Annotated in this window: 24 protein-coding genes and 1 pseudogene; 8 read left to right on the forward strand and 17 right to left on the reverse strand. The window is 65.2% G+C overall.

What is annotated here, in order from left to right; all coding sequences use genetic code 11:
• Nucleotides 1–61: 61 nt before the first annotated feature.
• The 3 genes from serA to ACFSNB_RS08240 all read right to left on the reverse strand — a co-directional run bounded on the left by serA (nt 62) and on the right by ACFSNB_RS08240 (nt 3,530).
• Nucleotides 62–1,642: a phosphoglycerate dehydrogenase gene (gene serA, locus ACFSNB_RS08230; RefSeq protein ID WP_377315686.1), complete on the reverse strand. Its 1,581-nt coding sequence runs from the start codon at nt 1,640–1,642 to the stop codon at nt 62–64.
• Nucleotides 1,643–1,711: 69 nt separating this feature from the next.
• Nucleotides 1,712–2,890 carry a phosphoserine transaminase gene (locus ACFSNB_RS08235; protein ID WP_377315688.1) on the reverse strand — a complete coding sequence of 393 codons (1,179 nt, stop codon included), beginning with the start codon at nt 2,888–2,890 and terminating at the stop codon, nt 1,712–1,714.
• A gap of 355 nt (nt 2,891–3,245) precedes the next feature.
• Nucleotides 3,246–3,530, reverse strand: a complete 285-nt coding sequence (locus tag ACFSNB_RS08240) for a ShlB/FhaC/HecB family hemolysin secretion/activation protein (RefSeq protein ID WP_377315690.1) — start codon at nt 3,528–3,530, stop codon at nt 3,246–3,248.
• 33 nt (nt 3,531–3,563) lie between these two features.
• On the opposite strand from ACFSNB_RS08240, the pseudogene ACFSNB_RS08245 reads away from it, so the two are divergent.
• Nucleotides 3,564–3,737 (forward strand): annotated as a pseudogene (locus ACFSNB_RS08245) (transposase); the annotation flags it as partial.
• Between the two features lie 36 nt (nt 3,738–3,773).
• On the opposite strand, the gene ACFSNB_RS08250 reads toward ACFSNB_RS08245, so the two are convergent.
• Complete coding sequence (locus ACFSNB_RS08250) at nt 3,774–4,259, reverse strand: hypothetical protein (RefSeq protein ID WP_377315692.1); 486 nt, start codon at nt 4,257–4,259, stop codon at nt 3,774–3,776.
• 524 nt (nt 4,260–4,783) lie between these two features.
• Between ACFSNB_RS08250 and ACFSNB_RS08255 the strand changes: the two genes are divergently transcribed.
• Entirely contained in the window at nt 4,784–4,906 is a 123-nt protein-coding gene (locus ACFSNB_RS08255) for a hypothetical protein (RefSeq protein ID WP_377315694.1), read from the forward strand.
• A 110-nt stretch (nt 4,907–5,016) separates the two neighbouring features.
• On the opposite strand, the gene ACFSNB_RS08260 is transcribed toward ACFSNB_RS08255, so the two are convergent.
• Nucleotides 5,017–5,799, reverse strand: coding sequence for an outer membrane protein (locus ACFSNB_RS08260; RefSeq protein ID WP_377315695.1), 783 nt, complete (start codon nt 5,797–5,799; stop codon nt 5,017–5,019).
• Between the two features lie 305 nt (nt 5,800–6,104).
• Nucleotides 6,105–6,881, reverse strand: a complete 777-nt coding sequence (locus ACFSNB_RS08265; protein ID WP_377315696.1) for a response regulator — start codon at nt 6,879–6,881, stop codon at nt 6,105–6,107.
• Nucleotides 6,882–7,106: 225 nt separating this feature from the next.
• Here ACFSNB_RS08265 and ACFSNB_RS08270 point away from each other — a divergent pair, with 225 nt between their 5' ends.
• On the forward strand, nt 7,107–9,641 hold the full coding sequence (locus ACFSNB_RS08270; RefSeq protein ID WP_377315697.1) for an EAL domain-containing protein: 2,535 nt from the start codon (nt 7,107–7,109) through the stop codon (nt 9,639–9,641).
• Nucleotides 9,642–9,726: 85 nt separating this feature from the next.
• On the opposite strand, the gene ACFSNB_RS08275 is transcribed toward ACFSNB_RS08270, so the two are convergent.
• The 3 genes from ACFSNB_RS08275 to ACFSNB_RS08285 all read right to left on the reverse strand — a co-directional run bounded on the left by ACFSNB_RS08275 (nt 9,727) and on the right by ACFSNB_RS08285 (nt 13,227).
• Entirely contained in the window at nt 9,727–10,173 is a 447-nt protein-coding gene (locus ACFSNB_RS08275) for a hypothetical protein (RefSeq protein WP_377315698.1), read from the reverse strand.
• Between the two features lie 144 nt (nt 10,174–10,317).
• Nucleotides 10,318–11,400, reverse strand: a complete 1,083-nt coding sequence (locus tag ACFSNB_RS08280; RefSeq protein ID WP_377315699.1) for an ankyrin repeat domain-containing protein — start codon at nt 11,398–11,400, stop codon at nt 10,318–10,320.
• Nucleotides 11,401–13,227 (reverse strand): potassium/proton antiporter, encoded by a 1,827-nt coding sequence (locus ACFSNB_RS08285; protein WP_377315700.1) that lies wholly within the window; start codon nt 13,225–13,227, stop codon nt 11,401–11,403.
• 483 nt (nt 13,228–13,710) lie between these two features.
• On the opposite strand from ACFSNB_RS08285, the gene ACFSNB_RS08290 reads away from it, so the two are divergent.
• On the forward strand, nt 13,711–14,244 hold the full coding sequence (locus ACFSNB_RS08290) for a hypothetical protein (protein WP_377315701.1): 534 nt from the start codon (nt 13,711–13,713) through the stop codon (nt 14,242–14,244).
• Between the two features lie 76 nt (nt 14,245–14,320).
• Here ACFSNB_RS08290 and dcd read toward each other — a convergent pair whose 3' ends face one another.
• From dcd to rpsF, 5 genes are all read right to left on the reverse strand, one after another.
• Nucleotides 14,321–14,872, reverse strand: coding sequence for a dCTP deaminase (dcd, locus tag ACFSNB_RS08295; RefSeq protein WP_377315702.1), 552 nt, complete (start codon nt 14,870–14,872; stop codon nt 14,321–14,323).
• 100 nt (nt 14,873–14,972) lie between these two features.
• Complete coding sequence (gene rplI, locus ACFSNB_RS08300; protein ID WP_377315703.1) at nt 14,973–15,527, reverse strand: 50S ribosomal protein L9; 555 nt, start codon at nt 15,525–15,527, stop codon at nt 14,973–14,975.
• A 1-nt stretch (nt 15,528) separates the two neighbouring features.
• Complete coding sequence (locus ACFSNB_RS08305) at nt 15,529–16,482, reverse strand: hypothetical protein (protein ID WP_377315704.1); 954 nt, start codon at nt 16,480–16,482, stop codon at nt 15,529–15,531.
• A gap of 37 nt (nt 16,483–16,519) precedes the next feature.
• Nucleotides 16,520–16,795: a 30S ribosomal protein S18 gene (gene rpsR / locus ACFSNB_RS08310; protein ID WP_465264562.1), complete on the reverse strand. Its 276-nt coding sequence runs from the start codon at nt 16,793–16,795 to the stop codon at nt 16,520–16,522.
• Nucleotides 16,795–17,223 carry a 30S ribosomal protein S6 gene (rpsF, locus tag ACFSNB_RS08315; RefSeq protein ID WP_377315705.1) on the reverse strand — a complete coding sequence of 143 codons (429 nt, stop codon included), beginning with the start codon at nt 17,221–17,223 and terminating at the stop codon, nt 16,795–16,797. Before rpsF ends, rpsR begins: the two co-directional genes overlap by 1 nt.
• A 256-nt stretch (nt 17,224–17,479) precedes the next feature.
• On the opposite strand from rpsF, the gene ACFSNB_RS08320 reads away from it, so the two are divergent.
• The gene (locus ACFSNB_RS08320) at nt 17,480–20,101 is read left to right on the forward strand and encodes a bacteriohemerythrin (RefSeq protein WP_377315706.1); all 2,622 of its coding nucleotides are present in this window, start codon (nt 17,480–17,482) and stop codon (nt 20,099–20,101) included.
• On the forward strand, nt 20,101–20,331 hold the full coding sequence (locus ACFSNB_RS08325) for a tautomerase family protein (protein WP_377315707.1): 231 nt from the start codon (nt 20,101–20,103) through the stop codon (nt 20,329–20,331). The genes ACFSNB_RS08320 and ACFSNB_RS08325 overlap by 1 nt, the downstream gene beginning before the upstream one ends.
• Nucleotides 20,332–20,389: 58 nt before the next feature.
• Here the strand turns inward: ACFSNB_RS08325 and ACFSNB_RS08330 are convergent, their stop codons facing one another.
• Together ACFSNB_RS08330 and ACFSNB_RS08335 are read right to left on the reverse strand one after the other, a co-directional pair.
• On the reverse strand, nt 20,390–20,695 hold the full coding sequence (locus ACFSNB_RS08330; protein ID WP_377315708.1) for a HigA family addiction module antitoxin: 306 nt from the start codon (nt 20,693–20,695) through the stop codon (nt 20,390–20,392).
• A 7-nt stretch (nt 20,696–20,702) separates the two neighbouring features.
• Nucleotides 20,703–21,023, reverse strand: a complete 321-nt coding sequence (locus tag ACFSNB_RS08335; RefSeq protein ID WP_377315709.1) for a type II toxin-antitoxin system RelE/ParE family toxin — start codon at nt 21,021–21,023, stop codon at nt 20,703–20,705.
• A 240-nt stretch (nt 21,024–21,263) separates the two neighbouring features.
• On the opposite strand from ACFSNB_RS08335, the gene ACFSNB_RS08340 reads away from it, so the two are divergent.
• Together ACFSNB_RS08340 and ACFSNB_RS08345 are read left to right on the forward strand one after the other, a co-directional pair.
• Nucleotides 21,264–22,250, forward strand: a complete 987-nt coding sequence (locus ACFSNB_RS08340; protein WP_377315710.1) for a DGQHR domain-containing protein — start codon at nt 21,264–21,266, stop codon at nt 22,248–22,250.
• Between the two features lie 14 nt (nt 22,251–22,264).
• The gene (locus tag ACFSNB_RS08345) at nt 22,265–23,173 is read left to right on the forward strand and encodes a hypothetical protein (protein ID WP_377315711.1); all 909 of its coding nucleotides are present in this window, start codon (nt 22,265–22,267) and stop codon (nt 23,171–23,173) included.
• Between the two features lie 379 nt (nt 23,174–23,552).
• Here ACFSNB_RS08345 and ACFSNB_RS08350 read toward each other — a convergent pair whose 3' ends face one another.
• Nucleotides 23,553–24,218 (reverse strand): pyridoxamine 5'-phosphate oxidase family protein, encoded by a 666-nt coding sequence (locus ACFSNB_RS08350; RefSeq protein ID WP_377315712.1) that lies wholly within the window; start codon nt 24,216–24,218, stop codon nt 23,553–23,555.
• Nucleotides 24,219–24,332: the final 114 nt, after the last annotated feature.

Genomic DNA, 24,332 nt, shown 5'->3' on the forward strand with positions numbered 1-24,332 from the left:
GCAGAGCCCGAAAAAACCCGCCCCCGGGGGGCATTCCCCCCGGGGGCGGGTCCCGTCACGCTCAGGCGAAGGTCAGGCTCTTGGCCTGGACCACCTGCGGCAGGGCGCGGACCTTTTCGAGCAGGTCGGCGTCGAGCGGCTGATCGACCTGGGTCAGCAGGATCGCGTCACCGCCGGCGGCGGCGCGGCCGAGATGGAAGGTGGCGATGTTGACGCCATGCTGGCCCAGCAGCGAGCCGAGCGCGCCGATGAAGCCCGGCTTGTCCTGGTTGGTGACATAGAGCATGTAGGGGCCGAGTTCGGCCTCGATCGCGATGCCCTTGATCTCGACCACGCGGGGCTTGTCGCCGCCGAACAGGGTACCGGCGACGGCGCGGGTCCGGACGTCGGTGGTGACGGTGACCCGCAGCAGGGTATTGTAGTCGCTGAAGCTCTCGGTCTTGACGGTCGAGACCTTGATGTTGCGTTCCTTGGCCACCACCGGGGCGTTGACCATGTTGACCGCCTCGGTCAGCGGCTTCAGCAGCCCTTCCAGCACGATCGCGGTCAGCGGCTTGGTGTTGAGGGTGGCGACATGGCCACAATACTCGATCACCACCTCGCGGATGCCGTGCTCGGTCAGCTGGCCGGCGAACGAGCCGAGCTGATTGGCCAGCACCATGTAGGGGCGCAGCTTGGGCGCGTCCTCGGCCGACACCGACGGGATGTTGAGGGCGTTGGTCACCGCGCCGGTCAGCAGGTAGTCGGCCATCTGCTCGGCGACCTGGAGGGCGACGTTCTCCTGCGCTTCCGAGGTCGAGGCGCCGAGATGCGGGGTGCACACCACATTGTCGAGGCCGAACAGGGCGTTTTCCTTGGCCGGCTCGACCTTGAACACGTCGAGCGCCGCCCCGGCGACCTGACCGGATTCCAGCGCCGCCTTGAGGTCTTCCTCGACGATCAGGCCGCCACGGGCGCAGTTGATGATCCGCACCCCCTTCTTCATCTTGGCGATCGCCTTGGCGTCGATGATGTTGCGGGTGGCCTCGGTCAGCGGGGTGTGCAGGGTGATGAAGTCGGCGCGCGGGAACAGCTCGTCGAGTTCGACCTTCTCGACATTGAGCTCCTTGGCGCGCTCGGCCGACAGGAACGGATCATAGGCGATCACCCGCATGCGCAGGCCCTGGGCGCGGTCGGCGACGATCGCGCCGATATTGCCGCAGCCGACGATGCCGAGCACCTTGCCGGTCAGCTCGACGCCCATGAACTTCGACTTCTCCCACTTGCCGGCATGGGTGCTGGCATTGGCCTGGGGAATCTGGCGGGCGAGCGAGAACATCATCGCGATGGCGTGTTCGGCGGTGGTGATCGAATTGCCGAACGGGGTGTTCATCACCACGATGCCGCGCGCGGTGGCGGCGGGGACATCGACATTGTCGACGCCGATGCCGGCGCGGCCGACCACCTTGAGGTTGGTGGCGGCGGCGAGCACCTCGGCGGTGACCTTGGTGTTGGAGCGGATGGCGAGGCCGTCATACTGGCCGATCGCGGCCTTCAGCTCGTCGGGCGACAGGCTGGTGTTGACGTCGACCTCGATGCCACGATCCTTGAAGATCTGGATCGCGGCCGGGCTCAGCTTGTCGCTGATCAGGACTTTAGGCATCAATTTCCCCCGAGGAATGGGCGGGCGCCGCTTCCCCGGGGGAAGGGCGCCCGCGCCGGGACAGGTTGATCAGGCGGCCTTGGCTTCGAACTCGGCCTTGACCTGGGCGAAGGCCCAGTCGAGCCAGGGCAGCAGCGCCTTGACGTCGGCGGTCTCGACCGTGGCGCCCCCCCAGACGCGCAGGCCGGGCGGGGCGTCGCGATAGGCGCCGATGTCGTAGCCCACCTTCTCCTTGTCGAGGATCGAGACGATCTTCTTGGCCGCCGCCGCCTTGTCCTCGGCCGACAGCTTGTGGAAGAACGGCGCCTTGATCGACAGGCAGATCGAGGTGCAGGAGCGGGTGGCCGGCACGGTGGCGAGGTTCGCCGCCCAGTCCGACGCGTCGAGCCACGCCTGCACCACCGCCAGATTGGCTTCGGAACGGGCGATCAGGGCCTTGACCCCGCCCAGGCTCTCGGCCCATTTGAGGGCGTCGATCTGGTCCTCGACCGCGATCATCGAGGGGGTGTTGATGGTCTCCCCCTTGAAGATGCCCTCGATCAGCTTGCCGCCCTTGGTCATGCGGAAGATCTTGGGCAGCGGCCACGCCGGCTTGTAGGATTCCAGCCGCTCGACCGCGCGCGGGCCGAGCACCAGCATGCCGTGCGCGCCTTCGCCGCCCAGCACCTTCTGCCACGACCAGGTGACGACGTCGAGCTTGGACCAGGGCAGGTCCATCGCGAACACCGCGCTGGTGGCGTCACAGATGGTCAGACCGGCGCGGTCGTCCTTGATCCACTCGCCGTTGGGCACCCGCACGCCGGCGGTGGTGCCGTTCCAGGTGAAGACGACGTCGTTGTTGAAATCGACCTGGGACAGGTCCGGCAGTTCACCGTACCCGGCCTTGATCTCGCGCACGCCCGGCAGCTTGAGCTGCTTGACGATGTCGGTGACCCAGCCCTCGCCGAAGCTTTCCCAGGCCAGGGCATCGACGCCCCGGGCGCCGAGCAGCGACCACAGCGCCATTTCCACCGCTCCGGTGTCGGAGGCGGGGACGATGCCGATGCGGTAATCGTCGGGAATGCCGAGCACGGCGCGGGTGCGGTTGATCACCTCTTCGAGCTTGGCCTTGCCGATCTTGGCGCGGTGCGACCGCCCCACCGGGGTATCGGCCAGCGCCTCGACGGTCCAGCCGGGGCGCTTGGCGCAGGGGCCGGAAGAAAAATTGGGATTATTCGGCCGAACGCCCGGCCGCGGAAAATCGGTCATGCGAAAAAACCCTCCCTCGCAGAAGGGACGCGGCCCTTTGGGGGGCCGTGGCCCAGCCGGAGTGTAGGAGGGCGGCGCGAAGGCCGTCAATGTGACATTTCCGTCATTCCGGCGGTGGCCGGGGGTTCGATTGGTCCGGTTGGGTCCGAGGCTCCCGCCCGCCGCACGCGACCCTTTTTCCGACGGAGGGATGTGGCAACCGGAAGGTGGGCGCCGCCTCGGCCGGGGATGGAAACAACGGGCTGGCAGCCGGGGGGCGTGGCGAGGCTATTCCGGGCAGTCCTTCTGCCCATTGGCCCAAAGCAGAACGGATTTCCTGAATTTCCCGGGAGATCCCAGGGCTGTTCAATGCTGATCAGATACCGGCATGGGCCAGGATGAGATCGAGGTTGAGGCCGCCGGCCCAAAGGGCCTGGGGGAAGTTGTTGACGCCGTTTTTGCGGAGAATGTTGAGGCCGAAGCTCGCGTTCAACCGCTCGATGTCGTTGACGGTGCGGGTGGTGGCGTCGCGGTCGATCACCCGGTCGAGAGTGACGTTCCAGCTCGCCGAACGGCCGTAAAGCTGGGTGTTGTCGTCGATGACCTGGAGGTATTCCGACAGGCTGCGCCCCGCCGACAGGGTCCACCAGCCGAACGGCACCGCTATCGTGCCGGCGAAGGCGTTGGAACTGCGGGTGCTGTTCTGTTGCCCCGGCGCTGGGTCGTCGAACGGACCATCGCTTGGTTGAACAGGAATCGTCGCCTTGCCAAAGATGTCGAGGCGACGATTGAATCGGCCCGGGCGATCCTCATGATCGCAATCAGCCAGATGCTCAAAAGGAGATTGGCGCGAATGAAAATCGCGTAAAACGATTCCGAGCCAGCCTCTGAGATATGTCGCAGATTATAGAAAATCATGCCCCCGGGGGAGCTGCTTTAATTCGCATAAAATCTTATTTATCACAATGAAAAGAAAGCCAAATATTGCCCCAAAAGCCCAACTCATGGAGGCAAATGGCGCTATTATCAGTATGACAAGTGCATTTGACAGCAAAGACGAAAACACGCCGCTGCCTACAAACCAGTATTCATTGAACACATAAAAATATCCAGCATAGGATAGGGCAGAGCACGCATATGCGAGTGCCACCCCAATTATCACTGGCCACATCGCCCGAGAAAATCGTCCGCGCACTAGTAAAACTACGCAAATAAAAAATAAGAGCGCAAATATTATCAAGAGATCATGAAGCCATTTATGTAAAAACTTCTCTGTGAAATATGAAATTCCGGATACTTTTGTAATTAATAAAGCCATTAAAACCGCGGTTGCGCAAGCTATTATGTGACGGATACGCCGAAAATTATTGCAGCAACGGCTGTAATCCATCATTTAAATCCTTTAATTTTATAAATTCGTCCTGAAGATTGTCGGGAAGCGTGATCTCCCGCATTCCAAGAGCGGCAGAACAATGCTCTGCACAGGTGAAAGGGGATGCGGTGGGGAGGGCTTCGATTCGTCGAATTATGGCAGCATCCTGAGCAGGCGTAGTCTGTATAATGAACGCAGGCGGGCAATCATCTGCTGGTCCAGGTGAAGGCCAGCCAATCCGCCCTGTTTGATGCGGCCTCGGCCATTGCCGCCACCGCCCCCGTCGGCGACGCCCTGGCCGACACCGAGTGGCAGCCCTTCGTCAAAACCGTCATCCGCGTCACTCGTCGCACCCTGTTGCGCTCCGCCGCCACCGGTCTACAGCAAGGTCGCCATCTATCTCCCCTGCGCCACAGACCTTCCGGCCGCAACCTGGACCGCTGCCATCCGCGAGCTCTGGGGGCATCGAGAACCGGAACCATTGGGTCCGCGATGTCACTTGCGGCGAGGACGCAAGCCGCATTCGCCAAAACCCCGGCATCATGGCCCGTGCCCGCTGCGTCACCCTCAACATTCTCCGCAAAAACGGCGTCAACAACGTCGCTCAGGCCCTTTGGGCCGGCGGCCTCAACCTCGATCTCATCCTGGCCTATGCCGGTACCTGATCAGCGTTGAACAGTCCAGGGTGCAGGACAAAGGAACGCATGTTAACCGCATCATCGCCCCATGAGCGGAAGCAGGGGGCTTGATTCACCCCCAGCCCCGCCCCGGCCGGTCAGAACTTCTTCTCGATCCCGATCATGAGGATGTTGAGGGACAGCGCGGAGGTGCTGTGCATGTCGGCGATCTTGGTGCCGTCGCCGGCGATCACCAGCCCCGACACCGTGCTCCGGCCCAGATCGACGTAGCTGTATTCCCCCTTCAGGACGAAATCCTCCGGCAGCATGTATTCATAGGCCAGCCCGATCGTCGGCCCCAGCTTGAGCTGCCGTTTCATGTTCGAGGCGTGGTATTGGCCCATCCCCGTGTAATCGTCGCGATAATCGAACCCGGTTTCCAGCCAGGTCGCGGCGAGGCCCCCGGTCAGCGACAGCAGCGAATCGTCAAAGGCGATGCCAACGCGCCCGCGCAGGGTGGCAAGCCCGCTGGCCTCGGCCCGTTGCTCGATGGTGTACTTGTGGGTGTTGTTGGTATAGCGATGGGTGCCGGTGTGGCCGAGGTCGGCATCGAGCCCATTGAGGCCAAGCTCGCCCCCAAAAACGAACCAATCGACCTGGGTGTTGTACGCCACGGACAGGCCGCCGACCGGGCTGGGACGGGAATCGCCGTAGCGGTCCCTGTTCCACATGTCGGCGGTATAGCCTTGGGTATGGAACCAGCTCCGGTCATCCGGGCCGGTGTGGTAGCTGGTGTCGGCCAGGGCGGCGCCGGCATTGACCCCGATGAACCACCCGTCCCATTGGTCGGCCCGGGCCGCGACGCCGGGCAGGCAGGCCAGCACGGCCAGGGCGAGCGCGATGGTCGGCCTCGGGCCGATGAAGAATTTCTGGTTTGCCATATCGATGTGGTCCCCCCAACCCCGGTGACGGCGTCATCCGCGTCCCCCGCTGCTGACGGCGGGGCGCCCGCTCGCCATGACCAGGGCAAGTGATCTGAAAAAAAATATCGGAGGACCTTATTCCGCTGAAAAAGGAGCCGCAATCGGCGATCCTGGCCCTGACAGAATCGGGATAGAAAGATACGGATGTGGCGAATATGGCCCGAGTATAGGGCGCGTCACCCCCGCGCCCCCAGGGGGGGCGCCGCCCCGGGCCGAAGGGAGGGGGGAGGGGGAAGTCTTTCCGGTCCGCCGCGGGCGGGGCGTCAGATCAGGAACAGGTCGTCGAGGGCGCGGAACAGATCGTCGCCGAAGCTCGGCCCCTTGAACAGCACCGGGATCCGGCGCGGCAGCAATTGCAGCGCCTCGTCGTCGCGGTCGAGGCTGGTGATCACCGCCAGCGGGATGTTGCGGGTCGAGGTCATCGCCGACAGCGCGAGGGCGAGGTCGATCCCGTCCAGTTCCGGCATCATCGCCGAGATGATCACCAGATCGGGCCGGGTCTGCACCACCGCGGCGAAGGCCTGGAGCGAATCCGGCATCACCGACACCCGATAGCCGCATTGTTGCAGCTCGCGCTCGACATAGCGGGTCTGGGTGCCGTGCGGCATCACCAGCAGCACCTCGACGGCGCGGATCTCGATGTCGGCCAGCTCGAAGCCGAGCCGGGGCGGCAGCGAGCGCACCAGCCGGGCCGGCTCGGCCACCTCGGCCGCGCCGCGCCCGGCGGCCAGGGTCTGGATCAGCTCGAAATAGGCGTTGAGGTCGTCCCACAGCCGGGGCGGCGGCACCGCCGGCACCTGGGACAGGTATTCCTCCAGCCGGTGCGCCACCGCCGCCAGCCGGTGCAGCGACAGGTTGGCGGCCTGGCCGCGAAAGCTGAAGGCGGCGCGCCGGCATTCCAGGATCAGCGGGGGCAGGGTGCCGCGCCCGTGGCCGGCGGCGTCGAACGCCACTTCGAATCGCTGGATGGTCTCGATCACCTCGTCGAGGAATTCGGCGCGCAGCTGCTCGACGACCTCGCTTGCCGCCTTGCCGCTCATGGGTCTCTCTCCTTGCCGTCCGGGCCGCCCCCCGGCCTCCGCCTCGGCAGTGTAGCCGAGCCGAACCGGACGGTCGCCATTTTTTGCCTCCCCCCGTCCGCCGAGGGGGGCCGCCTGCGTCCACTGTTGCACCCGGGGACGGGTTCAGCGAAACTATGCTCCAGTATTAACCCGATAGGGTCCAACCGGCCAACCGCCGTCGGTCCCGGGAGCGAGAGGCGGTTCTTGCCGTTGGACCAGAGCATCACCCGCATCTTTCAGGCCGACCCGCTGACCTGCCCGCCGGAGATTCCGGTGCGCGAGGCGGCGCGGCGGATGGCCCAGGCCCGGCGTGGCGCGATCCTGGTCGGCGCGCCCGGCCGCCCGGTCGGGATCTGGACCGAGCACGACGCCCTGACCCTCGACCTCGCCGATCCGGCCGCGCTCGACCAGCCGATCGAGCGGGTGATGAGCGCCCCGCTCAAGACCATCCCCCATCACGCCACCGTCGGCGAGGCCGGGGTGCTGTTCCGGCTGGAGCGGGTGCGCCATCTGGTGGTGGTCGATGACAGCGGCCGCGCCATCGGCCTGATCGGCCAGAGCGAGGTGGTGCTGCGCCACGGGGTCGAGCATTTCCTGATGCTGCACGGGGTGCGTTCGGCGCTGCGGCGGCCGTTGCTGGCGCTGCCGGCCGGGCTCGGGGTGGCCGAGGCGGTGGCCCGGCTCGATCAGGCCCAGGCCGACGCCGCCCTGGTGGTCGCCGGCGACGGGGTGCCGGGCATCGTCACCGAGCGCGACGTGGTGCGGCTGATCGGCCGGGACGGGCCGCTGCCCGCGACCCTCGACGCGGTGGCCAGCCGGCCGGTGCGGACCATCGGCGCCGACGAAAGCCTGCTCGCCGCCCGCGCCCTGCTCGAAGCCCACGGCATCCGCCATCTGCTGGTGACCGAGCCGGACGGGCGGCGGATCGGCCTGCTGTCCTTCGCCGACATCCTGGCCGCGCTGCAATATGAATATGTCCACCGCCTGCACGAGGCGCTGCTCGACCGCGACGAGGCGCTGTTGCGGGCGCGGCAGGAACTGGGGCTGGCGCGGCGGGTGATCGACGCCTCGCTCGACGGGGTGATGATCGTCAACACCGCGTTCGAGATCGAGTTCGTCAACCCCGCCTTCACCCACATCACCGGCTATGCCCCCGAGGAGGCGATCGGCCGCAATCCGCGCCTGCTCGCCTCCGGCCGCCAGGACGAGGCGTTCTACCGCGACCTGTTCCTCGCCTTGACCAGCCACGGCCATTGGCAGGGCGAGATCTGGAACCGGCGCAAGAGCGGCGAGATCTATCCGGAATGGCTCAGCATCGACGTCCTCCGCGACGAGGACGGCGAGGTGGTGCGCTATGCCGCCGTGTTCAGCGACATCAGCGAGCGCAAGCGCACCGAGGAGCGGATCAAGAACCTCGCCTTCTTCGACGTGCTGACCGGGCTGCCCAACCGGCGGCTGTTCACCGACCGGCTCCAGCTGGCGGTGGCCAACGCCTCGCGCCATGGCCAGTACCTCGCGGTGATGTTCCTCGACCTCGATCTGTTCAAGCGGATCAATGATTCGCTCGGCCACGGCATCGGCGATCAGGTGCTGATCGAGACCGCCCGCCGGCTGGGCCAGGGCGTGCGCGAGGGCGACACGGTGGCCCGCCTCGGCGGCGACGAATTCACCATCCTGCTGCCCCAGGTCGATCAGATCGAATCCGCCGCCCGGCTGGCCGAGCGGCTGCTGGCCCAGATCCGCCAGCCGGTGCTGGTCGAGGGGCATGAACTGTACGTCACCGCCTCGATCGGCATCGCCATCCATCCCGACAACGGGCCGGGGGTCGAGGCGCTGGTCAAGAACGCCGACACCGCGATGTACCGGGCCAAGGATCTCGGCCGCAACGGCTTCCAGCTTTATTCGCCGACGATGAACGCCCGCTCGTTCGAACGGCTGGCGATGGAGGCGGCGTTGCGCCACGCCGTGCGGCGCAACGAGTTCCGCCTCGCCTATCAGGTCAAGGTCGATCTGGTCAGCGGCCGGATGTCGGGGGTCGAGGCGCTGGTGCGCTGGCACCATCCCGAGGCCGGACTGGTGCCGCCGGCCGAGTTCATCCCGCTGGCCGAGAGCATGGGGGTGATCTCCGACATCGGCGAATGGGTGCTGCGCGAGGCCTGCCGCCAGTGCCAGCAATGGCGCGATCTCGGCCTGCCGCCGGTGCGGGTGGCGGTCAACGTCTCGGCGCTCCAGTTCCACGAGACCGATATCCCGGCGGTGGTCGGCCGCGCCTTGCGCGACAGCGGCCTGCCGCCGCACCTGCTCGAACTGGAACTGACCGAATCGGTGTTGATGCAGCGGGTCGATGAGGTGGCGGGCGTGCTGCGCGACCTGCGGGCGATGGGGGTGCGGATCTCGATCGACGATTTCGGCACCGGCTATTCCAGCCTCAGCTACCTCAAGCGGATGCCGATCGACGCGCTGAAGATCGACCGCTCGTTCGTCAACGACATCTTCAGCGATGACGGACAGGTGGCGGAAGAGGGCGCCTCGATCGTCTCGACCATCATCACCCTGGCCCACAACCTCCGCCTCAAGGCGATCGCCGAGGGAGTCGAAACGGTGGCCCAGGCCCTGTTCCTGCGCCAGCGCGGCTGCGACGAGGTCCAGGGCTTCCTGATCAGCCGCCCGGTCTCGGGTGAGGACCTGATCAGCCTGTTCGATCGCAACCTGCTGCCCGACGCGGTCGGGGAGGAGTAAGGACGAAAAAGCGGGCTCTGCCCGCACCCGCCAAGGGCCGCAAGGCCCTTGGATCCCGTCGATGGTCGGGAAATCTGGATGCCGTTCAGTTCGGCTCGGGCTTTTTGGTCTTTTCCTTCCAGTTGAACGGAGTCCAGCTCGCCAATTGCTGCCGCTCCATCCGGCTGAGTTCGGCGCTGATCTCGGCTTCGGAGGCTCCTTCGTAATCAAGCCTGCGCTGAAGCGCGATCAAGCCAAAATAACGCTGCCACTGCCATTTCGAAGCCATGCCGGGATTGTAGAGGCCAACCCATCCCAGGATGGCCGCTGGTGCGAAAGACAAGAGCGACAGATAGAATTCGGTATTCCCGTTTCCGGTGATCGAATTCAGGGTGTCCTTGTTCGAAGTGAAGAGGCCGGCGGCGAAGCTGCAAACAGCAGCGGTCAGTCTTGACAAGCTGTCAGAATAATAAAAGAAGGCGGCTCTGCGAAAAGCATTGTTTTTGGATTGTATGATGAGCGATCGTAGGGAAGGGATGTAATCGTCAGCCATGATTCCCTCCGTCTGGTTGATGTCGTCCCTTGTTGTTTCGTAAAGACAAAGTCCGGCCAGACCCCCGGGAGCCGTTTCCCGACCATCAATGGGTTCCAAGGGCCTTGCGGCCCTTGGCGGGTGCGGGCAGAGCCCGCGTTTTTCTCAGAACAGCAGCTTGACCGCCTTGGCCCGGTCGGCGGGGGACAGGGTCGGGTTCAGTCCGAGGTAATGGAACGCGGTGCGGCCGGTGGCGTCGCTGCGGGCGGGGTCGCCGCCGGTGGCCAGGGCGGCCTCGATCACCGTCAAGGGCGCGTGGGCGGCGGCCTCGATCAGCGGGGTGGACAGCAGTCCGTCGGGGGCCGGCGGGGTCGGGCCGGGCTGGCGGGCCAGCGCGGCGGCGGGGTCGCGGGCGAAGCTCTCCAGCTTGGCGAAATCGGCGGTCTGGGCCGCCGGCACCGGGCAGTCGGTCAGCGGGCCGGCGAGTTGGCCGAGGGCGCGGGCGGCGGCTTCCAGCCGGGGGCGCTGGCTGGCGGCGACGCGGCAGGGCAGGCGGAGGAAGCGTCCGTCGAAGCGGCCGCCGGGGCCGCGCCGGGCGACCAGATCATAGCCGGCGAGGCGGGGCAGCAGGTCGGCCAGCAGCACCGCGTCGGCCCGGCGCAGGGTGATGGCGAGGCGGACGAAGGCGTTGGTCAGCGCGTCGCCGCCCCGGCGCGGCGGCGGCGGCAGCAGTTCGAGGTAGCTGACCAGCCATTCCTCGCGCGCGGCCTGGGCCGGGTCGCGGGTCATCCGCGCCTCGCTCGGCAGGCGGCGGGCGATCGCCCGATCGGCCGCGTCGAGGGCGCGCTGGGCGGCGGCGGCGTCGCCCTGCTCGATCCGGCGCAGCGCCTCGCCCAGCATTTCCAGCCGGTCTCCCGGCGGCAGGGGCTCGGCGGCGCGGCCGGCGGCCGCCTGATTGAGCGCGGTCTGGACCCGGGCGAACGCCACCGCGCCGCCGCCGCGCTCGGGCCAGACGGTGGGCGGCAGGGTGGCGATCTGGGGCGCCGGGGCGGGCGGCGGTGCCGGTTCCTCGGCGGCGGGGGCGGGGGGCGGCTCGATGGCCGCCGGGGGGGCATCCGGGGCGGCGGCCGGGGCGGCCGGCGCGGCCGGCGGGGGCGCGGGCGGGGCCGACAGGCGCCACCAGCCGAGGCCGAGGGCCAGGGCGACCACGGCGGCGGGGGCGATCTTCCACAGCGGGGAGGGCGGCATTCACGGGCTCCTTTCGCTCGGGCCGTCGGCCGGCGGGCGGCGGCGCAGCAGCCGGCGCAGCATCGATTTCAGCTCGGACGGGCTCTGGAACAGCGGCAGGCGCGGGCGGTCCACCGCCGTCGCCTCGATCGCCAGACCGATTTCCGAGATCGAATCGTCCCAATCGAGGGCGCGGACGATCAGTTCCATCTCGCCGAGCGGAACGCGGTCGCCCACCCCCGGCGGATAGCCCAGCCGCCGCGCCAGCCATTCCGCCGCGGTCTGGCCGAGATCCTCGGGCGGCAGCACCAGATCGTAGGAGGCGGCGACGTCCTTCATCCGGGTGGCGGGGGCGATGGCGAAATCGCCGAAGAAGCGGTGATCGGCCTCGGCCAGCGGCGCCGGGCTGGCGAACAGGCGGTCGAGGTGGGGCACCCGCTCGGGCCGGGCGAACAGATAGGCGGTGTCGCCCGGCCGCAGCGCGTTGATGGCGAAGCCGCCGAAGGTGCGGCCGTTGCGCAGCACCAGCGAAGGCTCGGCCCAGGGCGGCAGGCGCTGGCCGCGCGCCACCAGCGAATCCGCCACCACCCGATAGGCCACCAACTCGTGGCGGGCGCCGGGAATTTCCAGCTCCACCCGTTCGACCGGGCCGATCCGGCGCGGCACCACCTGACCGAGGAAGCGGGCGACCGGGCCGATGGTCCAGCCCTGCAACGAGAGGCTGAGCAGCACCACCAGGAAGGTGACGGTGAAATATTCGCGCCCGTGCGGCAGGCCGGCGACCATCGGCACGATCGACAGCAGCACCGACACCGAGCCGCGCAGCCCGACCCAGGCGATGAAGGTGGTGTCGTTACGCTTGAATCCGAACGGCAGCAGGCACAGCCAGGTCGCCAGCGGCCGCGCCACCAGCATCAGCACCGCCGCCACCGCCAGCGCGCCGGGCAGGTAGGGCGGGAATTCCGACGGGGTGGCGAGCAGGCCGAGGGTCAGGAACATCGCGATCTGGGCCAGCCAGGTCAGCCCTTCCTGGAACCGGCGCATCGTCTCGGGGGCGGCGATGCGGGCGTTGCCGGCGATCAGGCCGGCGATGTAGACGGCGAGAAAGCCGCTGCCGCCGATCGCCCCGGTGGCGGCGAACACCACCATCGCCAGACTGAGCGCCGCCAGCGGCTGCAATCCGCGTTCGAACCCCATCCGGTTGACCGCCAGCACGATCAGCCCGCCGCCGGCCATCCCGGCCAGGGCGCCGACACCGAACTGGGTGAAGAAGTCGGACAGGATGCCGACCCCGGCCCAGCCATGCCCGCCGGCGTGACCGGTGCCGGCCAGCAATCCGACCAGGGCCAGGGTCAGGAAGATCGCCATCGGATCGTTGCTGCCGGATTCGACCTCCAGCGTGGCGCGGACGCGCTCGCGCAGGTTGAGCCCGCCGACCCGCAGCAGAAAGAACACCGCCGCCGCGTCGGTCGAACTGACGATCGCGCCGAGCAAAGCGGATTCGATCCAGCCGAGATCGAGCACGTAATGGGCGGGCAGGGCGACCACCAGGGTGGTGACGGCGACGCCGACGCTGGCCAGGGCCAGGGCGGGAAAGGCGGCGGCGCGGAAGGCCTTGATCCCGGTGTGAAAACCGGAATCGAACAGCACCACCGCCAGGGCGACGCTGCCGATCAGATAGGCGGTGCGGGCGTCGTCGAAATGGATGTGGCCGATGCCGTCCTCGCCGGCCAGCAGGCCGACGGTGAGGAACACCAGCAGCAGGGGCGCGCCGATGCGGGTGCTGAGCAGACTGGAGAAAATGCTGAGCGCCACCAGACCCGATACGATCAGGATGGCGACGTTCATGGATTCGATCATTGTGGGGCAGGCTCTCGGGTGGGGGGTGAGGCCGAGCGGAACGTCCCGCCACAATAACAACAGATCCCCGCCCGGCTAAAGCGTCCAGGCCCACTTTCGCGGCAAAAAATGTGCCTGCGGCCGGGCTGCCGCCCAGACCCGCTCGGGGAGCAGGCTCCCCGAACCCCTCCTTTTTTGGTTCCTCTCGGATTGGCGGGGCGAGCGGCTGTCGTCCTTTCCGTTATGCGCGGACCTGATCCACGCCCCCCCCGAAGCGTATATGCAGACCGGATCCCTGCATCCACGTGGAGCTGGCTCACACTTTGGCGGTACTTGGCACAGGGATGAGCGGGGCACGCGGATCTTGAGGCCTTGGCGGTCAAGATCGTTCACGGGTGAGTGCTTCGTCACGTTTCGTTGGGAAAGCTCTTGTCACGAACACGCTATGGGAGCATATAGCCAATACATGAATTTTAAGTGGTGTGCCTGGTCATGTGGAAGTACGTGATGAGGGAAATTCGGGATGCGCCTTTGCGTTCAATTTATTATATTTTAACAATTCCGATGCTGGTCGTTGGCTTAATAAGCTTGTTATATGGTGATTTTGGACGGCAGCAAGAAAAGGGTTCCGGAGTATCTGTTGCTCCAGTTGTTAGTCAAATTCCATCGACCTCGCAGGCTAGTCCTTCGCCTCCCTCATCTCTGGTGGCGATCGAAAGCAAAAATGTTACTGTTCCTTCGGGGAGCGATGAAAAAAACGAATGGCTTTTCGTTACCTTTATTAAAGGTTTTGTCGCCATTGTTGCTTTTATTATTACTCTTGGCTGTCTATTTTATGCTGTAATCATTGATGTTGTCCTGGTCCTTTTTGGGAAAAACTTCCCGTGCGTTTCCGCAGTCTGGCACCTGGGCTGGGATGTTATCTTCATTGGGTGGTATTGGGACGCGCCCAGCGCCTATTCAAAATTCTGGTTGCTTCCGGTCCAGCTTATGGTGCTCGCTGGTGCCGGGAATGCCGAAAAATGAAAAAAAGCATGGGTTCCAAGGGCCTTGCGGCCCTTGGCGGGTGCAGGGCAGCGCCCTGCGCTTTTTCCCCGACGGCTTACAGCCGGGGCAGGGTGACCCCCTGCTGTCCCTGATACTTGCCGGCGCGGTCGCGGTACGATACCTCACAGGGGCTTTCCCCCTTGAGGAACAGGAACTGGCAGGCGCCTTCGTTGGCGTAGATCTTGGCCGGCAGCGGGGTGGTGTTGGAGAATTCGAGCGTCACATGCCCTTCCCATTCGGGTTCGAGCGGGGTGACGTTGACGATGATGCCGCAGCGGGCATAGGTCGATTTGCCCAGGCAGATCACCAGCACGTCGCGCGGGATGCGGAAATATTCCACCGTGCGGGCCAGGGCGAAGCTGTTGGGCGGGATGACGCAGACGTCGGTCTCGCGATCGACGAAGCTCGCCGCGGAAAACTGCTTGGGATCGACCACCGCCGAATCGACGTTGGTGAAGATCTTGAACTCGCGGCTGACCCGGGCGTCGTAGCCGTAGGAGGACAGGCCGTAGGAGATCACCCCGTCGCGTTGCAGCTTCTCGGTGAAGGGCTCGATCATGCCCCGGTGGGCCTGTTCGCGGATCCAGCTGTCCGGCATCACCGCCATGACGGTGTCTCTCCCAGCAAAACAAAAAAGACGCGGCCGGCCCGAACAGACGGGCCGGCCGGCGGGACCTTCGTGGCGCGACGCCGGCCGGTGTCCGAGATTACTCGGCCTGCTCGGCGTCGATGTCGATCTCGATTTCCTCGACGATCTCTTCCTCGATCACCTCTTCCTCGACCTCTTCCTCGGCGGCGAGGGCGCGTTCGGCCTCTTCCTGCGAGCGGGCGACGGTGACGGTGACGGTGACCGCGACTTCCGGATGCAGCGCGACGCGGACGGCGTAGCGGCCGAGGGTCTTGATCGGGTTGTCGAGGGCGACCTGACGGCGCTCGACGGTGAAGCCCGAGGCCTTGATCGCGTCGGCGACGTCCTTGCCGGACACCGAACCGTAGAGCTGGCCGCTCTCGCCGGCCTGACGGACCATCAGCACATTGAGGCCGGTCATCTTGTCGGCGACCGCCTGGGCTTCTTCACGCCGCTTGAGGTTCAGGGCCTCAAGCTGGACACGCTGCTTCTCGAAGTAGTCCATGTTGGACTTGGAGGCGCGCAGCGCCTTCTTCTGCGGCAGCAGGAAATTGCGGGCGAAGCCGGGCTTGACGTTGACCACGTCGCCCATCTGGCCCAGCTTCTCGATGCGTTCGAGCAGGATGACTTCCATTTCATTTCTCCTTTCCGCCGCCGCTGTCGCCGGCCGGGCGGAATCGCGTCACGAACCTTACCAGTCCCAGTCCGGCGATGGGCAGCAGCACCCATGCCGAGGCCAGGAACACAACCCCGTAAACCGCCACGAGGATCATCCTCGCGTTGGGCCGCGCCGCGGCCCACAGATGCACCGCCGCCAGACCGGACAGCGCGAAGGGAACCAGCACCACCACCGCGACGTTGCGGCCGAGATAGGCGAAATCGCCCTCGGCCAGCGCCCCGGCCGCCGCCGCCGCGACCAGCAACCCGCCGAGCCAGGTCGGCAGATCGAGTTCGCGGGCATAGGCCGGCGTCGGCCGCCGGTTGTGGCCCCATCGCGCCAGCAGGCCCTGGGCCAGGATGGTGTTGACCAGGATCATCACCAGCCACGAGCCCCCGACCAGGGCGAGGAACAGCGGCACCCAGCCATCGGCCACCGCCTGACGCTGGGGCGCGTCGAGGGTGGGGGCCAGCAGGTCGAGGCCGTGGCCGACACTGGCGGCGATCCAGCGTTCGAGCCCGCCGCTGCCCAGTCCGGCCTGGCCGGAAATCAGGGCGGCGCCGAGGCCGATCAGGGTCACCGCCATCGCGGACAGCCAGCCCAGCAACAGGCCGGGCGGGTACCATTCCACCGCGCCGGACCCGTCGGTCCGCCACAGCAGGGCCTGGCGGACGATCACCGCCACCGGCGCCACCACGGCGAGCCCGAAGGGCAGGGCGGCCAGGCCGCCCGAAACCAGGGCGATGGCGAGACACGCCGCCGCCCCGGCCAGCACGGCCATCGCCGCGCCCCGCGCCAGTCCCGCCATCAGCAGCGGCAAGGGCGCGAGGTAGGTCAGCAGCAGTCCGATGGCGAGGCCTTCGGACAGGGACAGGAACATCAGCGCCGACAGCAATCCGGCCGCCAGCGCGATCCCCACCGTCCCGGTCACGGCGACCCGGCCATCCCCAGGTGCATCCTGGCGATCCTCACTTCACCACGTAGGGAAGCAGGCCGAGGAAGCGGGCGCGCTTGATGGCCTGGGCCAGTTCGCGCTGCTTCTTCGCCGAGACGGCGGTGATACGGGACGGCACGATCTTGCCGCGCTCGGAAATGAAGCGCTGCAACAGCTTGACGTCCTTGTAGTCGATCTTCGGCGCGCCTTCGCCCGAGAACGGGCAGGTCTTGCGGCGGCGGAAGAACGGGCGGCGCGGCTGGCTGCCGGCGGCGGGACGCGGACGGTCCATGGTCTTTTCCTCGGCCATCATTCGCCTCCTTCGCTACGACGGGAGTCACGATCCTCACGCCGCGGACGCTCGCCGCGGGGACGATCCTCGCCGTCGCCGCGGCGGGGGCGGTCGTCACGGCTGTTCTTGGACTGCATCATCGCCGACGGACCTTCCTCGAGCGCCTCGACCCGAACGGTCAGGGTGCGCAGGATGTCCTCGTTGATCGACATCTGCCGTTCCATCTCCTTGATGGCGGCGGCGGGCGCGTCGATGTTGAGCAGGACGTAGTGGCCCTTCCGGTTCTTCTTGACCCGGTAGGCGATGTTGCGCAGGCCCCAGAATTCCTTCTTGGAGACCGAGCCACCGCCCTGGACGATGATGTTGGAGAATTCTTCGGTCAGGGCTTCCACCTGGGGGGCGGAAATGTCCTGGCGCGCGATGAACACGCTTTCATAGAGTGCCATAAGAACCCCTTCTGGCTTTTCTCTTCCCTCTTTGCCCAGGATGGGCAAGCAGGCATAGCCGGCCCCTCGAAAGGAGTCGGCAAGGGTTAGAAGGCGCGGACTATACACGACCCGTCCGGCGATGCAACCTCGGACCGTCTTTTTTTCCGTCACAAAAAAGCGGGGGTTTGATCACGGCGCGCCCCGATTCGCCGGTTTTCCCCGCCCGGGAACCCTTCATAATGGAAAGTGAACGCCTGGACGGGGAGAAACCGCGATGCCGGCCTTACGCAAGATCGAGGTGACCCCCGGGGTGTGGTGGATCGAGGCGCCGGCGGCCGGGCTCGCGCTGCTGTGCGGCTGCCCGGCCGACGCGGTCAAGCACCTGATCCGGCGCGGGCTGGTCGCCTCGACCGAGCAGGGCGGCGTGCCGTTCGAGACCGGCCCCAACGCCATCCTGCTGTCCGACGCGCTGGTGCAGAACGGCCATGTCTGCAATCTGGCCGAGTTCCCGGTGCTCCAGATGCTCTATCGCCAGGGGATGATCGTGCCCGGCCATCCCGGCAACACCGGGGCGCGGCCGCTGCTGCTGGGCAGCGCCGAGCAGGTGGCGGCGCAGATGCGCTACATCCATCGCGGCAATTACGGCCTGATCAGCGAGGCCGAGCTGATCGCCGCCGGAGCCGATCCCGCCGCCGCCGCCGAGCAGATGCGGCTCAAGACCCGCTTCGCCTTCGGCCGGATCCGTCCGCCCGAGGAACTGCTCGATACCCGGGTGGTGGGGGACGAGCCGGTCGAGATCCGCCCCGGCGTCACCCTGCGCCGGCTGCTGTTCAACGTGTTCCAGATCAGCGCCGGGGGCGAGAGCACGGTGGTCGATCTCAACCTGCCGCCGTCCGAGGGCTACGAGCCGCCCTATCCGCTGGCCGACCATCTGCTGAAGCGGGAATATTTCGCCGTGGTCCATTCCGGCGAGGGCGACGGCTGGGACATCGACCGGCCGTCGATGGCGGCGATCGTGATGTATCAGGGGCGGATCTTCCTGGTCGATGCCGGGCCGAACATCCTGCATTCGCTGAACGCGCTGGGGATCGGCCTCAACGAGGTCGAGGGGCTGTTCCACACCCATTGCCACGACGACCATTTCGCCGGGCTGACCGCGCTGATGCGGGCCGACCACCGGCTGAAATATTTCGCCACCCCGCTGGTGCAGGCGGCGGTGGCGCGCAAGCTGTCGGCGCTGCTCGGCATCGGCGAGGCCGATTTCACCGCCTGGTTCGATTGGCAGCCGCTGGCGGAGAACCGCTGGAGTTCGATCGACGGGCTGGAGGTGAGGCCGGTGCCGTCGCCGCATCCGGTCGAGACCAGCGTGTTCCACTTCCGCGCCCTCGGCCCCGACGGCTACCGCACCTATGCCCATCTCGCCGACATCTGCCGGCTGTCGGTGCTGCGGGGCTTCGTCACCGACGACCCCAACGGGCCGGGGATCAGCGCCGCGCTGTACGAGCGGGTGGCGGCGGCCTATCTCGAACCGGCCGACCTCAAGAAGATCGATGTCGGCGGCGGGATGATTCACGGCGACGCCTATGATTTCCGCGACGATGCCTCGGACAAGATCATCCTGGCCCACACCGCCCACCGCACCACCAGGGCGCAGAAGGCGATCGGCTCGACCGCCTCGTTCGGCACGGTGGACGTGCTGATCCCCTCCAACCACGATTTCATCTGGCCGTTCGCCTGCGACGCGCTGGAAAGCTATTTCCCCGGCATTCCCCGCCACCAGATCCGGGTGCTGCTCAACAACCGGGTGGCGACCTTCAATCCCGGCACCATCCTGATCAAGGAGGGAGGGGTGCCGCCGGCGATCTACCTGCTGCTGTCGGGCTGCGTCGAGATGCTGCCGGCCGAGCGCGGGCCGCGCTCGCTGCTGTCGGCCGGGGCGCTGCTGGGCGAGATGCCCGGCCTGTTCGGCGCGGCGGTGGGCGAGACCTATCGCGCGGTCAGCTTCGTCCGCGCCCTGGCGATCCCCTGTTCGCTCTATCAGGCGTTCGTCGCCGGCAACGACCTGTTCCCGGTGATGACGCGCTTGCAGGAACGGCGCGAGTTCCTCGGCCGCACCGTGCTGCTGGGCGAGGTGGCCTCGTCGCGGCGGCTCAACCGCATCGCCCAGGCGGCGGAGCGGCGGCCGGTGGCGGCGGGCGAGGCGGTGACGCTGCCGGCGGCGACGGTGGCGCTGATCCTGAGCGGGGCGATCGGACGCTGGCAGGGCGACGGCCTGATCGAGAGCCTCGGCCCCGGCGCCCATTTCGGCGAGGAGGCGGTGCTGCCCGGTGCGGCGCTGCCGCTGGCGGTGCGGGCGCTGGAGGCGGGCGAACTGCTGCTGCTGCCGGCGGCGGAACTGGCGGATATCCCCTCGGTGCGGTGGAAGCTGTTCGAAAGCGCCAGCCGGCGCGGCCCGCTGCCGGGTGGAGGCGAGCCGCCGCCCCGGGCCGAAATCGGCGTGCGCTGGAGCGAGGGCTACGCCGTCGGGGTGCGCCGGGTCGATGGCCATCACCGCCGGCTGGTCGAGATCAGCAACAGCGTGCTCGGCCGGCTGGAAACCGAACCGGCCGGGGCGGGGCTCGACGACGATCTGGGCCGGCTGCGCGACTACGCCCTGTTCCATTTCGGCGAGGAGGAACAGTTGATGGTGCGGCACCAATACCCGCAGTTCCAGGCCCACCGCGCCGAGCACCGCCGCCTGATCGACCAGATCGAAACCATCCGCGCCGAGATCGGTCATGCCCGGGGGCGGGAACGGGGCGAGATGGAAGGCTTCCTGCGCGACTGGCTGGTCGATCACAGCCAGACCGAAGACCGCGCCGCCGCCCGGTTCCTCAATTCGCAGGGGGTGTATTGATGCCGGTGGTGTCGATCCGCATCGGGCGCGGCCGCCCGGTCGAAACCAAGCGCCGCCTCGCCGCCGCCGTCACCCGGGCGGTGGCGGACTCGCTGGATGTGCCGGCCGAGTGGGTCACGGTGCTGATCGAGGAATATGACCGCGACAATTGGGCCACCGGCGGCGAGTTGCACAGTGACCGCTTCGGTCCCGGCTTTGGCCGCGATGGGACCGGGCGGGAGGAGACGTGATGCGGGCTCTGCCCGCGCCCGCCAAGGGCCGAGGGCCCTTGGAACCCTTTGATGGGAGTCAGTCGGCGCCGAGGCGGGGGATGCTGGCGAGGACATCCTGCATTTCGGCGCGGGCGCGTTTTACCTCGTAGAGGTCCTGAAGGCGCATCCAATAATCCGGGCCGGTGCCGAACGCCTGTCCCAGCCGCAACGCCATCTGACCGCTGATGCCGCGCTGGCCCTTGAGGATCGCGGTGACCGCGTTGGGGGCCACCTGGATATGCGCGGCAAACCGTCGCGCGCTCAGGCTCAGCGCGTCCAGTTCGTCGCGCAGGAATTCGCCCGGGTGGATCGGTGGCAGATTGTCGGTGGCGGGAATCGACATGGGAGCCTCAGTGGTAATCGACGATTTCAACATCCACGGCGTCGCCGGGAACCAACAGCGGATCGCGCCCTTCCGGCGACTCGGTGAAAACCCAACGAAAGCAAACCCGCCAGCGGTCGTTGATGCGAATGCTGTACTGGTCGTTGCGATCGCCGCCCAAGGCCTCGAAACGGTTCGAGGGCGGGTTGCGCAACTCGATCAACCGGGCCGCCGCGTTCAGCTTGGTCAAGGCCTTGGCCGCTTGCCGCTCGAATGCCTGGAACTCCCGAACCCGGCCTCCGGCGGCGAAGCTGGCGCTGCGCTTGTCGGCATAGGTCTTGATCGTCATGGCGCAGTATGGGTTACGAAATTTGTAAGGGTCAAGCTGCCACGCTTTCCCTCCGTCGCCATCGTTGCGACGGCTTTGCGCTCATGGCAGGCATTCAGTGAGATTACCGACATCACAGAAAGCGGACCAGGCAGGTTTCGGATATTTCTCCATCGGATGGAGTTGCACTAACTCAGCTTGCTATTTCAAACGCATAGCGCTTAAGTGTAGCATATGCGTTTTCGGCACACGGGGGTACCAGTGAAGCTCAAGGCCTTCGATCTCAGCAGAGTCAATTCGGGCTTTTTCTTGACAGCTCTTGACGCCAAAACATTGTTTCCCCTTTGTCGAGTTGAACGCGTCGCATCAAATCCACATGAAGGTTTTCAGCGGCAACTCGATGCGCCACGGGCTCGCCGTATAGCGAAATACCTTGAGGATCGAATCATCCCTGGCGCGATCATCCTTAGCGTCCAGAACAATTTTCCTGCGATTTACGATTCGTCAACCGGCGAGTTAGAAATCAGTGACGAACCCGGATCGCTTTTGGTCATCGATGGACAGCATCGTTTATATGGCGCTCATATCGCTTCTACAAGCCCTCAGGGCATTAATGTGGTCCTTCCGGTATGTATAATATCTGGACTATCTCTTACAGACGAGGTTCAATACTTTATTGACATCAACTCTACAGCTAAGGGCGTGCCGCGTACGCTTCGCATCGAACTAACAAAATTCTTGGTGAAGCAGGATTCTATTGACGACATACGGCTGCGTTTGTTCAAAGACCTAAATACAGAGCCAGATTCTCCGTTATGCGGTAGGCTTAGCGCTGAGCAGCGGGGGCCCGGCTACCTCTCCCACGTCCCTTTTGAACTAGCGATGAACAAGATCCTCCCAGGGGATCGTCTGAAAGACTTGGATTATAATCAGAAGAAGGCATTGCTCAAAAATTACGTCTCTGGCGTGCATGTAAATCTTCTGGAGGCGGATCAGCCTCAGAAAATTACTCAATCCGCGTTTTTTCAGGCAATATTCAGAGTTTTTGAGAAAGCATGCGAAAGCGCGCTTCTTTTGCGGGGGAATTATAAGGCCGAGACATTTCAGTACGTATTTGAAGCATTGCTGAGAATTAACTTTGAGCATCATACTGGAACGAACGAGGAGGCAATCACGAACCTTGAGCGCGACCTTCTTGATAAGATTGAAGTGGATAAGAGGTCGAAGATCCCGGCAGACTTATTTTAACAGATGGCCCCGACATGAACCGCTGTGCCGAAGTGCTTGCGACCGCTTGTACATCCAAGCTTGCGAGTTTGATTCGCGTTGCTGGTGGTATTGAGTTCGACAAGCTGACGTTCAACTCATCGTTGAAATATGCTATTTTAAACGACCCATCTTTGGTTGTTCGAATTTCCGCGAGCAGTTCGTTTGAAGTATTTGAGTTGGCTGGGGGAATAGTACGAAATGATAGCCCGGCCCTTGCTGCGGCTCGTGTCTCTGATTTTTTCATGGGCGCTCAACGCGTCAAATGTCAGTACGACACTCTAGTAAATATGAAGAATTCATCGCCGTCAACCGCATGGCTTCTTGTAACCGCTTACTATTGCGCTTTTTTTGCCTGTATAGAATTAAATAAGATTAACGACAAGAGCTCAACCAGCTTTACCAAGCGCGAACTCGATATGTTAGCGGCAAAGGCTGCTGGCGATCATTATTCTGCTTTTTTTGGGGCTGGGCATACAAATTTTGTTGGGCGAATCCACGCCGGTAAGCTGGTATTTGAAGCAGTTGGTACTCGGCCGCATGTAGCTGCGTGGCAAAATGCCTTGTACGTCATACGTAATATTTTTAATGGTTATGATTGGGTAGACGCTAAATACTATATCTCCGTAATGGAGAAAGAGATTTACTCTCCGAGTGCGATACGAAATGAGTGGAATTACAAGCGAGTGGATTATTATGGCCCGATCGGGGAGACAAGAGCGTCTGACTTTAAGAAGCTTGTGGGAAATCCGAAAGCGGCCCATTTGTTTTTGTGCCAGCGAAGAGGGCTATTGTGCGATCTAGACCCGTGCGTGATCGCTGTGCTGTGCGAGACACTCGCTGGTGCGATCGGGCAAGCCTCACAGAGATCAAAGCAAATTTTGAAAAGCCTCGCCTCAAATTAGGGATGTTGCCGTTGACTGGGCGTAGCTATCTACGGCACTTTTCGGAGCGCTCGCCGGAAGGCTGACTGATAGCTTTCGGCCCCTTTCTGTCATTTAGGATAGCCGGATCGGAGTGTTTTGGTCGGCGCCGCCATCGTAACGGTTTCGCGGTCGTGGCTCTAATGGGGGCGACGCCTTCCTGTCTTCCCCCCATCCGCGAGCGCCCAAGCTGAAGGCCGGCAGGGTCTCCCGACAACCGAAGCAGGTCCAGGAGCCGCTGGCTCCTGGCGGGTGCGGGCGGAGCCCGCGTTTTTCTTTCCTCCCTCCCTTCAAGCCAAAGAAACGCGGGCCAATGGCCCGCGTCGAGGTGCTTTCCGAGAGAGGGATTGTTGTTGTTATCTCAGCCGAGGGTGAATTTGAGCACGTCCTCGGGCATTTCGAGGCCGGGGAGGTTGCGGGGATCGGGCTCGGGCGGCAGGACCTGATAGCGGATCGGGATCACGCCGGCCCAGGCGGGGAAGGCGTAGTCGGCTTCGTCGTCCTCGGGCGGGCCGACGCGGACCTTGCAGGAGGCCTCGTCGATCGACATCGAGGCGAGCGCGGTGACGGCGATTTCCTTTTCGGTCGGGGGGCGGAGGCGGTCCCACTGGCCGGGGACGAGGCCATTGACGAAGGTGCGGAGGTGGGCCTCCTTCTCGGCCGGGTCGGTGATCAGGCTGGCGCGGCCGAGGATCATCACCGAGCGGAAATTACAGTTGAAATTATAGGACGTCCGGGCCAGCACCAGCCCGTCGAGCATCGACACGGTAAAGCAGACATCCTGGCTTTCCAGCACCTTGAACATCCGCCCGGCCGCCGAGCCGTGCCAATAGACCCGGTCGCCCTCGCGCCAGAAGAAGGTGGGGGTGACGAACGGCACGCCGTCCATCTGGCAGCCGACATGGGCGAGCGGGGTGGCGTCGAGGATCTGTTCGACCGTGGCGCGGTCGTAGCGCGCCAGCCAGTGATAGCGTTTGACCCGGGTGCGCTCGCTCGGCGCGGCGGAAGCGGACGTGTCGTCACTCATCGGAACGGTCTCCGTGAAAAGGAACGGGCGCGGCCACGCGACGGGCACGGCCGGCGGTGAGGGGATGGAGCAAGCGCCGTGCCAGCGGCGGCGGCGGGGGTTTCCGTCGGCGGC

Origin of the sequence: Phaeospirillum tilakii (genome assembly GCF_042683125.1) — a bacterium.
Taxonomy (GTDB): Bacteria; Pseudomonadota; Alphaproteobacteria; order Rhodospirillales; family Magnetospirillaceae; genus Phaeospirillum; species Phaeospirillum tilakii.

Coding starts and splice junctions, on each gene's coding strand:
- ACFSNB_RS08325 (WP_377315707.1), top strand. CDS start 20,101: ATGCCGGTGGTGTCGATCCGCATCGGGCGCGGCCGCCCGGTCGAAACC.
- ACFSNB_RS08260 (WP_377315695.1), bottom strand. CDS start 5,799: ATGGCAAACCAGAAATTCTTCATCGGCCCGAGGCCGACCATCGCGCTC.
- ACFSNB_RS08335 (WP_377315709.1), bottom strand. CDS start 21,023: ATGACGATCAAGACCTATGCCGACAAGCGCAGCGCCAGCTTCGCCGCC.
- rpsF (WP_377315705.1), bottom strand. CDS start 17,223: ATGGCACTCTATGAAAGCGTGTTCATCGCGCGCCAGGACATTTCCGCC.
- ACFSNB_RS08285 (WP_377315700.1), bottom strand. CDS start 13,227: ATGAACGTCGCCATCCTGATCGTATCGGGTCTGGTGGCGCTCAGCATT.
- ACFSNB_RS08255 (WP_377315694.1), top strand. CDS start 4,784: ATGGCCCGTGCCCGCTGCGTCACCCTCAACATTCTCCGCAAAAACGGC.
- ACFSNB_RS08275 (WP_377315698.1), bottom strand. CDS start 10,173: ATGGCTGACGATTACATCCCTTCCCTACGATCGCTCATCATACAATCC.
- ACFSNB_RS08235 (WP_377315688.1), bottom strand. CDS start 2,890: ATGACCGATTTTCCGCGGCCGGGCGTTCGGCCGAATAATCCCAATTTT.
- ACFSNB_RS08280 (WP_377315699.1), bottom strand. CDS start 11,400: ATGCCGCCCTCCCCGCTGTGGAAGATCGCCCCCGCCGCCGTGGTCGCC.
- ACFSNB_RS08330 (WP_377315708.1), bottom strand. CDS start 20,695: ATGTCGATTCCCGCCACCGACAATCTGCCACCGATCCACCCGGGCGAA.
- rpsR (WP_465264562.1), bottom strand. CDS start 16,795: ATGGCCGAGGAAAAGACCATGGACCGTCCGCGTCCCGCCGCCGGCAGC.
- ACFSNB_RS08290 (WP_377315701.1), top strand. CDS start 13,711: ATGTGGAAGTACGTGATGAGGGAAATTCGGGATGCGCCTTTGCGTTCA.
- ACFSNB_RS08345 (WP_377315711.1), top strand. CDS start 22,265: ATGAACCGCTGTGCCGAAGTGCTTGCGACCGCTTGTACATCCAAGCTT.
- ACFSNB_RS08350 (WP_377315712.1), bottom strand. CDS start 24,218: ATGAGTGACGACACGTCCGCTTCCGCCGCGCCGAGCGAGCGCACCCGG.
- ACFSNB_RS08320 (WP_377315706.1), top strand. CDS start 17,480: ATGCCGGCCTTACGCAAGATCGAGGTGACCCCCGGGGTGTGGTGGATC.
- ACFSNB_RS08265 (WP_377315696.1), bottom strand. CDS start 6,881: ATGAGCGGCAAGGCGGCAAGCGAGGTCGTCGAGCAGCTGCGCGCCGAA.
- dcd (WP_377315702.1), bottom strand. CDS start 14,872: ATGGCGGTGATGCCGGACAGCTGGATCCGCGAACAGGCCCACCGGGGC.
- rplI (WP_377315703.1), bottom strand. CDS start 15,527: ATGGAAGTCATCCTGCTCGAACGCATCGAGAAGCTGGGCCAGATGGGC.
- ACFSNB_RS08250 (WP_377315692.1), bottom strand. CDS start 4,259: ATGGATTACAGCCGTTGCTGCAATAATTTTCGGCGTATCCGTCACATA.
- serA (WP_377315686.1), bottom strand. CDS start 1,642: ATGCCTAAAGTCCTGATCAGCGACAAGCTGAGCCCGGCCGCGATCCAG.